The following is a 14650-nucleotide window of genomic DNA, read 5'->3' as shown; positions in this document are numbered from 1 at the left end:
AGCACCTCCCCCTCCGTTCAGGAGGGGGTCTCGCGTAAAACATCCGTTATAAAAACAAAAGAGTTACCCGCTTACAGTTGCAGTATAATCGTCAGCTGTCAGGGGTTTTTGAGGTCGCTATGCTATTAATTGTTCGTTCCATTCTTGCCGTGATTTACTGCATTCTGGTCTGTATTTTCGGCTGTATTTACTGCCTGTTCAGCCCGCGCAATCCAAAGCATGTTGCCACCTTTGGCCACATGTTTGCCCGTCTGGGGCCGCTGTTTGGTGTGAAAGTCGAGACGCGTCTGCCGGAAGGGGTAGAGAAGCACGGCAACGCTATCTATATCGGTAACCATCAGAACAACTACGATATGATCACCGCCGCCAAAATTGTCCAGCCGCCAACCGTGACCGTGGGCAAAAAAAGCCTGCTGTGGGTGCCGTTCTTTGGCCTGCTCTACTGGCTGACCGGCAACCTGCTGATCGATCGTAACAACCGCGCCAAAGCGCACGGCACCATTGCCGAGGTGGTGAACCACTTCAAAAAGCGCAGGATCTCCATCTGGATGTTCCCGGAAGGGACCCGCAGCCGCGGCCGCGGCCTGCTGCCGTTCAAAACTGGCGCGTTTCACGCCGCAATTGCGGCAGGTGTACCGATTATTCCGGTGTGTGTTTCCAACACATCGAATAAGATTAACCTCAACCGCCTGCGTAACGGCCTGGTGATCGTCGAGATGCTGCCGCCGGTCGATGTCAGTAAATATGGCAAAGATCAGGTGCGTGAGCTGGCGGCCCATTGCCGCGAATTAATGCTGAATAAAATCGCTGAGCTCGATAAAGAAGTCGCAGAGCGCGAAGCCGCTGGCAGGGTTTAAGCCGGCCTGAAGGGAAAACGAATTCCCGCGTTGTTAGTACGTTTATCCATGGAGCTAATATGTCACTCAGTCGCCGTCAGTTTATTCAGGCATCGGGTATCGCCCTTTGTGCAGGTGCGGTTCCGCTGAGGGCAAACGCCGCCGGGCAGCAACAGCCGCTGCCCATCCCGCCGTTACTCGAGTCCCGTCGTGGTCAGCCGCTGTTCCTGACGTTACAGCGCTCCCACTGGTCGTTCACCCAGGGGACGCGGGCTAATGTCTGGGGCGTTAACGGGCGCTACCTTGGCCCGACCGTGCGCGTCTGGAGCGGCGATGACGTCAAACTGATCTACAGCAACCGTCTGGCGGAGAACGTTGCCATGACCGTCAGCGGTTTGCAGGTGCCGGGCCCGCTGCTGGGCGGCGCGCCACGCATGATGTCCCCGAGCGCCGACTGGGCGCCGGTTCTGCCGATTCGCCAGAACGCCGCCACCCTCTGGTATCACGCCAACACGCCTAACCGCACCGCGCAGCAGGTCTATACCGGCCTGGCGGGGATGTGGCTGGTGGAAGATGAGGTCAGCAAATCTCTGCCGATCCCGAATCATTACGGGGTCGACGACTTCCCAATTATCATTCAGGACAAGCGGCTGGATAACTTCGGTACGCCGGAGTACAGCGAGCCGGGCAGCGGCGGCTTTGTCGGTGACACGCTGTTGGTGAACGGCGCGCAAAGCCCGTATGTCGAAGTCTCCCGCGGCTGGGTGCGCCTGCGTCTTCTGAATGCATCCAACTCGCGCCGCTATCAGCTGCAGATGAGCGATGGCCGGGCGCTGCACGTGATTGCCGGGGATCAGGGCTTCTTACCAGCCCCGGTACCGGTTAAGCAGCTGGCGCTGGCGCCGGGCGAGCGGCGCGAAATCCTGGTGGATATGACCAACGGCGATGAAGTGTCGATCACCTGCGGCGAGGCGGCGAGCATCGTTGACCGCCTGCGCGGCTTCTTTGAACCCTCGAGCATTCTGGTGTCGACCCTGGTGTTGACCCTGCGACCAACCGGGCTGTTGCCGCTGGTGACCGATACCCTGCCGATGCGCCTGCTCCCGGACGAGGTTCTGAGCGGGACGCCGGTGCGCAGCCGGGATATCAGCCTCGGTGACGATCCGGGCATTAACGGCCAGCTGTGGGATGTGAACCGCATTGATATCACCGCCCAGCAGGGCACCTGGGAGCGCTGGACGGTACGCGCCGACATGCCGCAGTCATTCCATATCGAAGGGGTGAAGTTCCTGGTGCGTAACGTCAACGGCGCCATGCCGTTCCCGGAAGACCGGGGCTGGAAAGATACCGTCTGGGTCGACGGGCAGGTTGAACTGCTGGTCTATTACAGTCAGCCCTCCTGGCCGCACTTCCCGTTCCTGTTCCACAGCCAGACGCTGGAGATGATGGACAGGGGCTCGGTAGGACAAATGTTGGTCAATCCGGCACCGTAGAACGTGCCGGGTGGCGCTGCGCTTACCCGGCCTACGGGCTTGTAGGCCGGGTAAGGCGAAGCCGCCACCCGGCGTTAAAAACCCCGCACAATACTCCTTCATTTCCCACATTGTTCCAGCGTATAATCCCGCTCCTTTTGTCTATTTTTTCTTCGGAAGCATTATGAGCGCAATTTCCCTGATCCAGCCGGATCGTGACCTCTTCTCCTGGCCCCAGTACTGGGCGGCCTGCTTTGGACCGGCGCCGTTCCTGCCGATGTCTCGTGAAGAGATGGACCAACTTGGCTGGGACAGCTGCGACATTATTCTGGTGACCGGCGATGCCTACGTCGATCACCCGAGCTTTGGCATGGCGATCTGCGGTCGCATGCTTGAAGCCCAGGGCTTCCGCGTCGGGATCATTGCCCAGCCGGACTGGAACAGCAAAGAGGACTTTATGCGCCTCGGTAAACCGAACCTGTTCTTCGGCGTCACCGCGGGCAACATGGACTCGATGATCAACCGTTACACCGCCGACCGCAAACTGCGTCACGACGATGCCTACACCGCGGATAACGTGGCGGGCAAGCGTCCGGACCGCGCGACACTCGTCTACACCCAACGATGCAAAGAAGCATGGAAAGACGTGCCGGTCATCCTGGGTGGCATCGAAGCGAGCCTGCGCCGTACCGCCCATTACGACTACTGGTCTGATACCGTGCGCCGTTCGGTGCTGGTGGACTCCAAAGCCGACATGCTGATCTTCGGCAACGGTGAGCGTCCGCTGGTGGAAGTGGCCCACCGTCTCTCTCAGGGCGAGCCGGTAGGCAACATCCGCGACGTGCGTAATACCGCGATCATGGTGAAAGAGGCCCTGCCGGGCTGGAGCGGGGTGGATTCCCGTATCATCGATATGCCGGGCAAAATCGACCCGATCCCGCACCCGTATGGCGACGATCTGCCGTGCGCGGATAACAAACCGGTCGAGCCGAAGAAAGCCGAAGCTAAAGCGATCACCGTTCAGCCGCCGCGTCCCAAGCCGTGGGAAAAGACCTACGTGCTGCTGCCGTCCTTTGAGAAAGTCAAAGCGGACAAAGTGCTTTACGCTCACGCTTCCCGAATCCTGCACCACGAAACCAACCCGGGCTGTGCCCGTGCGCTGATGCAAAAGCACGGCGAGCGCTATATCTGGGTCAACCCGCCGGCCATCCCGCTCTCTACCGAAGAGATGGACAGCGTCTTTGCCCTGCCGTACAAGCGTGTGCCGCACCCTTCATACGGTGACAGCCGCATTCCGGCCTATGAGATGATCCGCTTCTCGATCAACATCATGCGCGGCTGTTTCGGCGGGTGCTCCTTTACTCTTGTTTTTATGTATTTAGAGTTAAACTCTACTTTTCTATTTTTAGAATTCAAGCTATTCATCGTAATTGAGAGATATCCTTTTAATGTTCAGCAAGCCTGTTAAAAGCACTTTATCTGAACCGCGTTTTGCCTAAATCCTGCTCAATATATACTCTCCCTGAGTTCTGAAATCCTCAAATTCCCCAATCTTAAAGCATTGATACATAGATGATGTCAGATAATGCGCAATCATCTCACCGCCAATATGGATCCGTTCCGGGTGTGAGTATGTCGCCTGTATAGCCCTTTGTTCATTCATCATTACAGGAATTGTCTGCAACAAATCCCCATCCAGGATTTGGCACTCAGGTTTTACTCCTGTTCCGTATTGTAATTGCTCTGATTCGAAATCATGGACTGAGCGATAGGCGAACGAAACGATATTTCCTGTTTCCTCGCAAATTGCGAACTGATAAACACTGGTTGTCACCGTTGAAGAAGAGGGAATTGCATGGTCATGCTTGTATTGTTTCCACAGCCTCCTTAGACAGGCCGATGTATGATAATTGAGATTTTGTATACCTGATACGACCATTCTGGTTGATGCTTCAAGCAACCAGGTGTTAGAAAATCCACCTGCCCCCGTACCTGCTATGATGGTTCTTAGCTGGGGGATGTAACCTGCTTTGGAAACAAAAGATAACGGCTCCCCATTATCGGTGACGGCAAGGGTATCTGTTACAATCAGTGCTTGTGCTTCGTCTGTATAAAATATCAGTGATGACATATTTTCCTCATCCAGAAAAGACATTACATGAATCACAGAACAGGTCACTACAACCACGTGAAAGGGAGTCAGACCATTTTCCAGAGGTAAATATATTCTTGTGTTTGGACGCGTTGCGGTTCTCTGTAAAAAATATATAGCACAAACAAAAGTCCCCGCAGGGATAAATATAGTTATATGCGCTTTTTCTGCTGGCTTTTACAATTGAAAGTGACAGGTAAACGAAATGTGTTACAGGTTTCTTTTGCTTTTCGTTGGGTTCTGTATATGCGAATTTACCCTGTGTGTTATTTTTGCAATGGACTCAGGCTGTATTCAATCAATTAAGGTTTACTTCTGGCATTAAGATGTATCCGTTGCCTGTTTTTTAAGGGCACGGTTTGTGCCGGGAAATGAAAATCACATCTTAAGTTCTTCACTCAAAGGATTTGTGATGTTTATCACGTATGGTCCGGGTAACGTGTTGAGGTCAATGTATTGCATCGTGATGGTGTCGTTACATCTTTTACTTTCCTCCTGATTTGCATATTCACTCCCGGCAACCTGGTTGTTTGTTTTTTCTTCTTCCGGATTTATAGTGTAGGCATGAGGTGGCGTTTCAGGGCGACAGACTGTGAGGATAATCACTAACATTCATGCGCGTTATGGGCGTGTCAGCAAACTGGATGCAACAGAGCCGAAACTGAAATTTGAACCCGGATTTCTGTATGCTGAAATACCTTATATTAGCGGCATCCAGAATCGAAAACTGAGCCGATATGTACACTTTTATCTTATGGATAAAGCTATCCTGCAGGCCAGGGATTTAAAGCCTTTAGCCCGGGCATTTTTACGCTGGATAAGGTGGCTGGAGGATAACGGACTTGACCCTTTCACCCCGGGAACGTTGAAATACCAAAGCCCTACATATGGCTTCAGGGAGTATCTTCTGGGGGCCGTAAGGCAGGGGCGCATCGCCTCATCCACCGCGGCGGTGTACATCAGCGTTATCCGACGGTTTTACGTATTTCTGGGCAAGTGTGGTGAGCTGGCTGCCAGCTCATTTTTTACGTTGGTCGAAAAAGTCGTTGACGGGCGACGCAAGGTGATAAGTTCGGATCTTGCCATCAGGATAACCAGCACAACAAAAAGGACAATCAACCCACTGAATGATGCAGAGGTTCATATCCTGGATGAGGCACTGAAATCTGAGTCCGGGTTGTTCAGTTTAATGATTGTGCTGATGAAAAATTGTGGGTTACGGCTGGATGAAATGCTGACCCTGCCGTCGTCACTCTTTACTGAAGAGTACCTTGCCAGTGTCCCTGTATCTGAGTTGACCATCAGGGGGCTTCATATTGGTCCGAGATGCGGAGTTCATACGAAGTTTGGGATGACGCGAGAACTCTTCATCACCAGACGATTGTACGAGCAGGTTCTGGATTATCTGGCGGATGAGGAGTATGAAAAGAAGATCCAAAAATGGCGTGCACGACAGGGTGGGGAAGGGCGGCACGAGCCTTTATTTTTAATGGCAAACGGGAAACGGATGTCTGAAAAAGCCTTTTACTCCCGCTGGTACAGTTTTCGCCATCGCCTGGCCCGGTCTGCTCCGGGAAATGTGTTCAGACATAAACCCCATGATTTGCGGGCAACGTTTGCGACCCATTTTTTACGCTCGGCACTGAGTTGCTATCCCGATCAGGCCGCAAATGCGCTGGGTACAGTAAAATACTGGATGGGCCATAAAAGCGAAAATACGACGATGAAATACATCGTCTTTCTTCAGCAAAACCAGATTTCTGATGCAGTCGCCGGGGTCATGGACGCATTGATTGACGGTGCTGCAGGTCGCGATGGAGCCATATATGAGCCGGAGTGAAACGCAGATAACGTGGATGGCCGAAAATGTGCTGTCATGGGAGACGGTCAGCGGACACATCACTCAGCGGGATCTGAACCGATATTATTTACTTGACGTTTATCTTCAGGCTCATTTTTCAGATTATGTGTTGCTCCCCGGATGGTTTAGTGAACATTCGCATCTTGCCCGCCCTGAAAAACGCGATTTTATTGCCTCTCTGAAACGATTTCTTCTGTCTTACCGTCCCGCCGGAAGGTTAACCATTTTCCGTTATCTCAATATGTTTTTTATATGGCAGTCAGTCAATCAGTATGACTATGGCACGGCTGAAGGCGTTGAAATGTATATTAAACATCTCATGAACGATATTCGTCGGCGAAAAATTTCAGTCAGGATGGCAAGACACTACTTGTCCGTGGTCAACCGGTTTTTGCTTACGGGCGGGCAGATTCAGAGGCGGTATGAATATGAATTCTTACCGAAAGGAACGTATCAGCAGCAGGGAAGGGATAGCTATACCAGGAATGAACTTTCCGAGATCCTGAGGCAGTTGTCATCCATGAATGAGTTCCTTGCGGGATGTATCCGGGAGCATATCGCTAAATCGGAAAAAGGGGTGCGGCATTTCTCACCGTCTTTGCTGGCACCTGTTTATGAAGCGTATTTCCGGTATCCGGGAGAGAACGGGGTCAGCAGGGCAGAGATCATCATCAGGGACGTTCTGGAAAATTACTTTCTTACTTCTTTTTTTCTGTTCTGTTACCACACATGGGGAAACACCTCTCAGGTTCTGGGTCTGACGCGGGATGATATACATCTGGATGAAAAGGGTATCAGCACTGATTATGTTTATAAGGGGAGAGCGAATAAGTATATACGTCTGACGATAGGTAAATCGGAGTATGTGACCAAACGTGCGGGCTATTACTGGTTTCTGTCTTTTATCAGGCTCAGGGACGACATCGTTAACTATCTGGTTTCCGCAGATAACTTCCCTCCGGTACAGGCGCTGTTTCTGAGTGAGCCGCAGGTGAAATTCCGTAAGCTTTATTCTCTTAATCCCAGTCATCTGACTAAATTTTCTAACTCTGAGGGGGCGTGGGCCACGATGCGGCAGCTTAATCCCTCGCTTCCATCAATTACCGTTTCTGGCTTGCGCAAAACGTCTGAGCAGTATACGGACAGAACATTAAAGAATGGTCTGATTACGGCGGAAAAAGCACAGCATAACTGGGGCACTTACAGGCGGAATTATGCTGCAGGTAACCCACAGGGGGCGAAGGAAAACTTCAGTGCTGCACTTGATACGCTTATGAATCAGGGGATTGCGACACGTGCGTTATCCGAGCGGGTAAAAGTTGCTGATGAGCTGGGGATCGATCTGCGTGGAAGCGATGAGGGTGTGGATCTTTTATTGAATGGCCTGGGATGTCGATCGCAGGAGCCGCCTACAGATATTGAATTGCGCTTTATAAAAAAGCAAAAACGATTTGGCCGGACACCAAAGGCTTGTGCGGATTTTTCTCATTGTGTCGAATGTTCAAAAAGTTGCGTTGTGGAAACGCTGGAGTCTGTATGGCTCCTGCTGTCATTCAGGCATGCTATCGAGTATGGAAAACCGTTGTACATCGGTTCGGTCAATGCTGTGGAGCGTTATGAAACGTTACTCCTGAAGATTGATTTACGGCTTGGGCTGGTAGATGAGGCGATCCTGAAAAAAGCGCGCGTTAAACTTCAGCGAGAAGGTGTGGCTCCGGTATGGCAGATTTGAAGAAAAAAGAGGTAAGCCGTAGTCGAATGGCGGAGTTTCCTGCCGGAACGCCGCTTCGTTCAGGGGATGAGTTTCCGACTGAGGATATCATCTGTGAGGCACTAGAAAACAAAAGCTTTGAACGTCTGAATAACTGCCTGGTTATCGCCAGCTCAGATGAACATGATATGCGTTTTATCAATGAGGAGACGCTGAATATTTATTTCAGGGATGATGTCTGGACCAATCGCTATGTCAGAACCCATATTGGTGAAACGTTAAGAACCGTTAATTTTTCAGGCATACGGGATCCTGAACTGCGTCTTGAAGCCAAAATCATCTCAGCCAGCCTGCTCTGGATTGTCGGCAGGACCGCGAAGACGCAGTCCCTGATCCGGAAATGTGCAAACATTGTGGCGGGAGCCCGTATTATTGAGTCTATGGGGTATCGCAGTCTGTTTCAGCTTCGTTTTCCGCTTGTCCGGAATGCTTTCATTGTAAAGATGAAGGAGGAGGATGAGCACGGCAGGAAGCGTTCTGAAAGAACATTACGTAATTACTTTATGGACCTGGCGGATATCTCGCTGACAGGTCATACCCGTCTTCGAAAATACGGTTACTTTCCTGATATTAGCTTCGACAGTTACAACAGTGTGGATGATTCAAACCAGACATATTGTATGCCTTTCAGTCTTATGATGTCTGTCTGGGAAGGGCTGATTACTGAACTGGATGCTGAAATCAGTGATTTCGATTTTGACGGGTTTTCCCGGCTGTGCGCTATCATAAACGGTTTTTATGATTCGCCTTACTATACGTCGATGCTGGAAGCCCGTAAAAGAGGGACAGCAAAAAGCATACCGGATTACCGGGCCGCGTATTACTACAATATTGTTGCCGGGGAAATTCGGGCGCTTTTCGCGACACTTGGCCCCGGGATGCAGGGCTGGTTCTCGGTACATAAAAATAAGCGCTGGAGATCTGATTTTATTGGCGTTGATCACATAAAGCTGAACACCTGGCATTTTGAGCTGACGTTAAAAGTCATGAATGTGATACAGGCCATGTCGGGGATGAGACACAGCGAAGTGCTTGGCGTGATGCACGGTTCACTGATTTATGATGGTGATATCCTGGGACTTCGTTCGGTGTTGCATAAGTTCGCCCCGGAAGGTGGAAGTCACGAAGACTGGGTTGTTTGTCGCTATGTGGAAAAGCCTTTTCAGCATTTACGCAGAATTAATCAAATCATGACAGGCCTGGACGGGAAGACGCTGGACAATGTTCCATTGTCTTTAAATATCAGGTCGTGGTTCTCGGAGCAAAAACTCTCTTTTATGGGGACGCAGCGCCAGACTGAGTGGGCAAAGAAATTTGTGAAAAGACACCATCTGTTCATCCGACGTGACCATATTGATGAGTTCAGGCTTTTAAATCCAAACATACGTGATGATGAACGCGTTGCGATGGAGATTCGGGAGGGGGCTTTCTGGCCATTGCGAACCCATCAGTTTCGCCGTTCACTTGCTGTACACCTCAGGCGTCTTGATCTGATTTCTACTAATGATCTTATCCGGCAGTTTAAGCACTTAATCAGAGGCATGACGGAGTGGTATATGTCCGGTGCACTCAACGCTTCGCATTTTAGCCGGGCGATCCCTCAGGCATTCGCTGCCGAGATTGAGAGGGTTGATACCGAACTCTCAGCTTCCAGGGCTGTTTCTTATCAGCATGAAGGCCTGCTTTATGGCGAAGGCGGGAAGTTACTGATGTCCCAGAGAGGTGGGCACTTACATCAGATGACGTTTCCTACACTGAAAAAAGCGATGAGCATGGCTAAACGAGGCGGGCAAAAACTGGTATCTCTTGGAAACGGTTTTTATTGCATGAATGGCCATGACTGCGAGTTTAAGGCGGTTGTTCAGTCAGCGTCCTGCAATCCGGGATGTGAGAACATGCTGGCCGGAGCTGATTCTGTTCCCGTGTGGAAACGCAGGATGGCTCATTATGACAACCTTCTGGAGATTGCCGTGCGAAATAATGCTCCTCAGGCTGACAGGGATTTTCTGATGCTTGAGAGAGATTTTTATGCAGATGCTGTCCGTTTTTTTGAAAAGGATGAATAGAGCATGACGAACGAACAGTCGGGGGTTAAAAAAACACAGGCAAGAGCAGAGCAGGCCCTGAGGGAACTGATGTTATCAGGGGAGCGTATCAGCCAGTATGCTGTGGAAAAACGAGCGGGGCTGGCAAACGGCACCCTGAATTATAACTGTCCTGAGTACAGGCAGGTCAGGGAGGCTATCCGCAGTCTGAAAAAAACGTGCCAGGGCACCGCGCCGGTTGATGAGCAGGGCATTGAGCAGCAGATCAAGCTGAAAGAAAAGTATCGCCGTCAGAGAAATGAGCTGAGGGAAGAAATCAAAAAGATGATGGCTGAAAATGTAGAGCTGTTACATAACCTTATACTTTTACAGCAGTATGTCAGGGAGCTTGAACGCAACACCGGGAGGGAGAAAGGGGACGTCATTCCGTTCTCGGGTGGTGTCAGGGACTGAGGCTATACTGAACGGAAGGACGCGAGGTGAATCGCCACAGGTTTAACAGACACCTCAGAGTCATTTAAGATGACTTAAAGAGAGGTGCCCATGAGCGGTAAGCGTTATCCTGAAGAGTTTAAAATTGAAGCAGTCAAACAGGTTGTTGATCGCGGTTATTCTGTTGCCAGCGTTGCAACGCGTCTCGATATCACCACCCACAGCCTTTACGCCTGGATAAAGAACTACGGTCCGGATTCTTCCACTAATAAAGAACAGTCAGATGCTCAGGCCGAGATCCGCCGTCTTCAGAAAGAGCTGAAGCGGGTTACCGACGAACGGGACATATTAAAAAAAGCCGCGGCGTACTTCGCAAAGCTGTCCGACTGAGGTACGCCTTTATTCGTGACAACACCTATTGCTGGCCTGTTCGCCTGCTCTGTCGGGTGCTGGATGAACATCCCAGTGGTTTTTACGCCTGGCTTCAGCAGCCGCATTCACAACGCCATCAGGCAGACCTGAGACTGACAGGACAGATTAAACAGTTCTGGCTGGAATCGGGATGCGTCTATGGTTATCGCAAAATCCATCTGGATCTGCGGGACAGCGGGCAACAGTGCGGAGTGAACAGAGTCTGGCGACTGATGAAACGTGTCGGGATAAAGGCTCAGGTCGGATACCGGAGCCCGAGGGCATGTAAAGGCGAGGCCAGTATCGTGTCGCCCAACAAGCTCCAGCGACAGTTCAATCCGGATGCTCCGGATGAGCGTTGGGTAATCACAGCGTGGTTTCCTCAAACCCTCGCTGTGAATTAACTGAAATACTTCATTGAAGCTGTAACCAAACAGTTAACTGAAAGAATGAGCCCGCAGAGCATTGCACAGCGATGACACCATTTGTTGAGCTTCACCGTTTTCGCATACAACCGTCCGGAATTTGGAAAAGCACTGTCTTTTTGTACTGACCGATCATGATTAAGTGACACCTCTTCGAAAAAGAGAGCGCGATGAGCGATTAATATATGGCTCGAAAGACAATTATGTTGGGCTTTTATGACCGCTGTCAGAGGTATTATCTTACCCGGACGGCAACAGGGTCGGAATGTCATCAGCGGCACTGTAACAAGCTATCCGCCATCTTAAATATCTGCAGGTCCTTGCACCGAGTATGCACACCAACCGACAGAGTGATTTGACCCAAACTGGTGGATATTTTGCAAAACTATTAGCCTCTTATGACCGGTCTGCAGCCTGATATTGAGGAATTAGTGCGCTTTCATGGAATGCCTGCCGGGATCGCAAGTACGAACCCCCGGTACTGTTACACTGAATGTGCTCAGTCCTGTATCAGATTGTATTTTTCAGCAACTCAAGAACAACCCTTATTTTATCATTGTCACGTTTGTAGTACGTCCAGGGACCGATGCGCTGAGAAGTAACAAGTTGTGCCCGTTGAAGAGCTGAGAGGTAAAGAGAAACGGTAGACTGTGAGAGCCCGACCTTTTCCTGAATGATACTGACACACACACCGAACTCGTCCGCATCAGCATAAGGCTGATGGAAGTGTATTTTCGGTTCCTTGAGCATATGCAGAATTTTTCTTCTAACAGGGTTTCCCAGCGCCTTAATCACGTCATTCAAATCAATATCAGGCATAAACTCTGTCACTTGTCGCATTGAGGAATTGCAATGTTACGATACTTCTCTACGTTAAGCATCAGCTTTTGAAAAGCTGATGCTCATAAGAATGGTTAGCCAAAGGCGGGATAATCTGTGTAGCCTTTTGCCGTTCCACCATACATGGTTGTTGGATCGACCGGATTCAGTGGCCATTCATGATAAAGGCGCTGCGGTAAATCCGGATTAGCTATGAACGGGCGGCCAAATCCGATAATGTCTCCCCAGCCAGCACCGATAATCCGTTCGGCTTTTTCTTGCGTATATCGCCCGGCATACATAATTACACCGCTGAATAACTTACGGACTTCAGCTCTGAATGCTTCAGGCAATTCGGGAGCATCATCCCAGTCGGCTTCAGCAAGAGAAATATAGGCTATTCCGATTTCTTCAAGAATTTTAACGGCTTCGGTATAGGTTTCATGGGGATCATCTTCCACCAGGCCAAGATAGACCCTTACTTCATCCGTGGTCTGAAAGAGCGGAGCAAAACGGACTCCCACACGGTCTTTACCGACCACATCAGCGACAGCCTGCGTCACTTCGCGCAGAAACCGCAGCCGGTTATGTAATGAGCCACCATATTCATCCTCTCTTTTGTTGCTATGGGATGACATGAACTGGTTAACCAGGTATCCATTTGCACAGTGAATTTCCACACCGTCAAAACCGGCATCAAGGGCGTTCTGAGCTGCCCCGGCGTACATCCTGACAATCTCACTAATTTCCTCTTTTTCCAGTGCGCGGGGGCAGGAAGCGGTAGCCAGCGCACCCTCTCCCGGCCCGGTTTCGATGAATACCTTAACGTTTTCCCCTGCCGGTATCGCCGACGGAGCGACAGGCGAGGCGTTACATGGCTGCAGGGAGTTATGGGATACTCTTCCGACATGCCAGAGCTGGGCAAAAATGATGCCTTCTTTTTCATGCACTGCCCGCGTCACTTTCTTCCAGCCTTCCACTTGCCGTGAGCTGTAGATCCCCGGGGTCCACGCATAACCCTGCCCACGAGGTTCGATTTGTGTTCCTTCGGTCACCATAAACCCGGCACTGCTGCGCTGTGCGTAATATTCAGCCATCAGTTCGTTCGGAATATCACCCGGTTGTGAGCTCCGTGAGCGGGTTAAAGGCGGAAGTACAACACGATTCTTCAGGGTGTAGGGACCTAGTCTGGTGGGAGAGAACAGGTTTTTCGTCTTCATTACATATCCTGATATAGCGAATTTTCAATATCACTGAAACGCCATGTCTCAGCATTTACGACCTGGCATGTCGTCGTTCGGCCGATGTAGCCGCAGAACCACGACACTTTATTCCACATATTGAGATTTACCAATATCTAGATTTATAAAAATTATGATCGGATGAGCGGAACGGGGGGGTTGCCTGATGGCTCACAGAATCGGCATCATGAACCTAAATGGTTCTGATAATGTTATCGGAGATCCTGAACGGGAACGGTATGCGTCACGATTTTAATGACTATGTTGCATTCATGGCAGTAGCACAGGAGTGCAGTTTTTCACGGGCTGCTGTCCGCCTCGGGATCTCGGCATCCACGCTTTCACACACGATACGTCGTCTCGAGGAGCGCGTTGGCATGCCGTTACTTATGCGTACAACCAGGCGGGTGGCTGTCACCGAAGCCGGTAAACAATTATTACTGACGCTTGAACCCGGTCTTGCGCGCATTGAAGCGGGCGTGACAGCTCTTCAGAGACTGCGCCATACACCGGCTGGGCTGGTCAGACTTACGGTATCAGATCACATGATTCATGAATGTCTCTGGCCACGATTGTCACCGTTACTAAAAAAATATTCGGATATCAAGGTGGAAATGTCGCAGCAGAACGGTTTTGTCGACATTGTTGAGGGCAATTTTGATGCCGGAGTCCGAATTGGTGATGACATATTAAAGGATATGGTGGCCGTCCGAATCGCACCGGACATACGGTTTGTCGTCATTGGATCGTCCACCTATCTTGCAGAAAGAGGTCTGCCGCTACATCCCTCTCAGCTGGAAAAACATGACTGCATCAATATACGTCTGTCACCCACAGGCCCGCTGTATGGCTGGGAATTTGTCAGGCAGGGGGAGATTGTGAAAAAAGTGGACGGGCAGCTTACTTTTTCAAGCATTTATCCAATGCTTCAGGCAGTAAAAGATGGCTACGGCCTGGCCTACCTGCCGGAGTCTTCTGCCCTGGCGGGGATTGAGGCGGGACACTATTGTCGGGTGCTTGAGGACTGGTCAGAGGCTTTTCCCGCCGACATGATAATTCCAATAATGTCCATTACAGGCTCCGGTAAAGATAATACCGACACCTTACATGAGAAAGGCAAAAGCAATATAACCTGCTGTGCTCCGGATTTTAAGAATGAGCGGTTTACGTAGCAGGATGAGCAGT

General features: G+C 50.7%; 10 protein-coding genes and 2 pseudogenes. 9 read left to right on the top strand and 3 right to left on the bottom strand.

All coding sequences use genetic code 11. From position 1 onward, the window contains the following. The first annotated feature begins 119 nt into the window (after window positions 1-119). The 3 genes and pseudogenes from plsC to G7090_RS19845 form a co-directional block, all read left to right on the top strand. Window positions 120-857: a 1-acylglycerol-3-phosphate O-acyltransferase gene (plsC, locus tag G7090_RS19855; RefSeq protein WP_106995824.1), complete on the top strand. Its 738-nt coding sequence runs from the start codon at window positions 120-122 to the stop codon at window positions 855-857. A 59-nt stretch (window positions 858-916) separates the two neighbouring features. After that, window positions 917-2329: a cell division protein FtsP gene (ftsP, locus tag G7090_RS19850; RefSeq protein ID WP_106995823.1), complete on the top strand. Its 1413-nt coding sequence runs from the start codon at window positions 917-919 to the stop codon at window positions 2327-2329. 163 nt (window positions 2330-2492) lie between these two features. After that, window positions 2493-3668, top strand: a pseudogene (locus tag G7090_RS19845) (YgiQ family radical SAM protein); the annotation flags it as partial. A gap of 135 nt (window positions 3669-3803) precedes the next feature. Here the strand turns inward: G7090_RS19845 and G7090_RS19840 are convergent. Beyond that, on the bottom strand, window positions 3804-4439 hold the full coding sequence (locus G7090_RS19840) for a hypothetical protein (protein WP_023279901.1): 636 nt from the start codon (window positions 4437-4439) through the stop codon (window positions 3804-3806). Between the two features lie 613 nt (window positions 4440-5052). Here G7090_RS19840 and G7090_RS19835 point away from each other — a divergent pair. The 5 genes and pseudogenes from G7090_RS19835 to G7090_RS19815 all read left to right on the top strand — a co-directional run. Next, complete coding sequence (locus G7090_RS19835) at window positions 5053-6300, top strand: site-specific integrase (protein ID WP_007897923.1); 1248 nt, start codon at window positions 5053-5055, stop codon at window positions 6298-6300. Beyond that, window positions 6287-8053 (top strand): hypothetical protein, encoded by a 1767-nt coding sequence (locus tag G7090_RS19830; protein WP_032607906.1) that lies wholly within the window; start codon window positions 6287-6289, stop codon window positions 8051-8053. Before G7090_RS19835 ends, G7090_RS19830 begins: the two co-directional genes overlap by 14 nt. Further along, window positions 8041-10158, top strand: a complete 2118-nt coding sequence (locus G7090_RS19825; RefSeq protein ID WP_017384059.1) for a hypothetical protein — start codon at window positions 8041-8043, stop codon at window positions 10156-10158. The genes G7090_RS19830 and G7090_RS19825 overlap by 13 nt, the downstream gene beginning before the upstream one ends. Before the next feature lie 3 nt (window positions 10159-10161). Further along, window positions 10162-10590, top strand: a complete 429-nt coding sequence (locus tag G7090_RS19820) for a hypothetical protein (protein ID WP_017384060.1) — start codon at window positions 10162-10164, stop codon at window positions 10588-10590. A 90-nt stretch (window positions 10591-10680) separates the two neighbouring features. After that, window positions 10681-11369: pseudogene (locus G7090_RS19815) on the top strand (IS3 family transposase); the annotation flags it as partial. 546 nt (window positions 11370-11915) lie between these two features. Here G7090_RS19815 and G7090_RS19810 read toward each other — a convergent pair. Together G7090_RS19810 and G7090_RS19805 are read right to left on the bottom strand one after the other, a co-directional pair. Then, window positions 11916-12224 (bottom strand): helix-turn-helix transcriptional regulator, encoded by a 309-nt coding sequence (locus G7090_RS19810; protein WP_032415288.1) that lies wholly within the window; start codon window positions 12222-12224, stop codon window positions 11916-11918. A gap of 95 nt (window positions 12225-12319) precedes the next feature. Continuing rightward, the gene (locus G7090_RS19805) at window positions 12320-13444 is read right to left on the bottom strand and encodes an alkene reductase (RefSeq protein WP_023279877.1); all 1125 of its coding nucleotides are present in this window, start codon (window positions 13442-13444) and stop codon (window positions 12320-12322) included. A gap of 260 nt (window positions 13445-13704) precedes the next feature. Between G7090_RS19805 and G7090_RS19800 the strand changes: the two genes are divergently transcribed. Next, complete coding sequence (locus G7090_RS19800) at window positions 13705-14637, top strand: LysR family transcriptional regulator (RefSeq protein WP_158002126.1); 933 nt, start codon at window positions 13705-13707, stop codon at window positions 14635-14637. Window positions 14638-14650: the final 13 nt, after the last annotated feature.

It is taken from the genome of Leclercia sp. 29361 (assembly GCF_011290365.1).
GTDB classification, from domain to species: Bacteria; Pseudomonadota; Gammaproteobacteria; order Enterobacterales; family Enterobacteriaceae; genus Enterobacter; species Enterobacter tamurae.
This window is presented reverse-complemented; position numbering and strand designations above follow the sequence as displayed.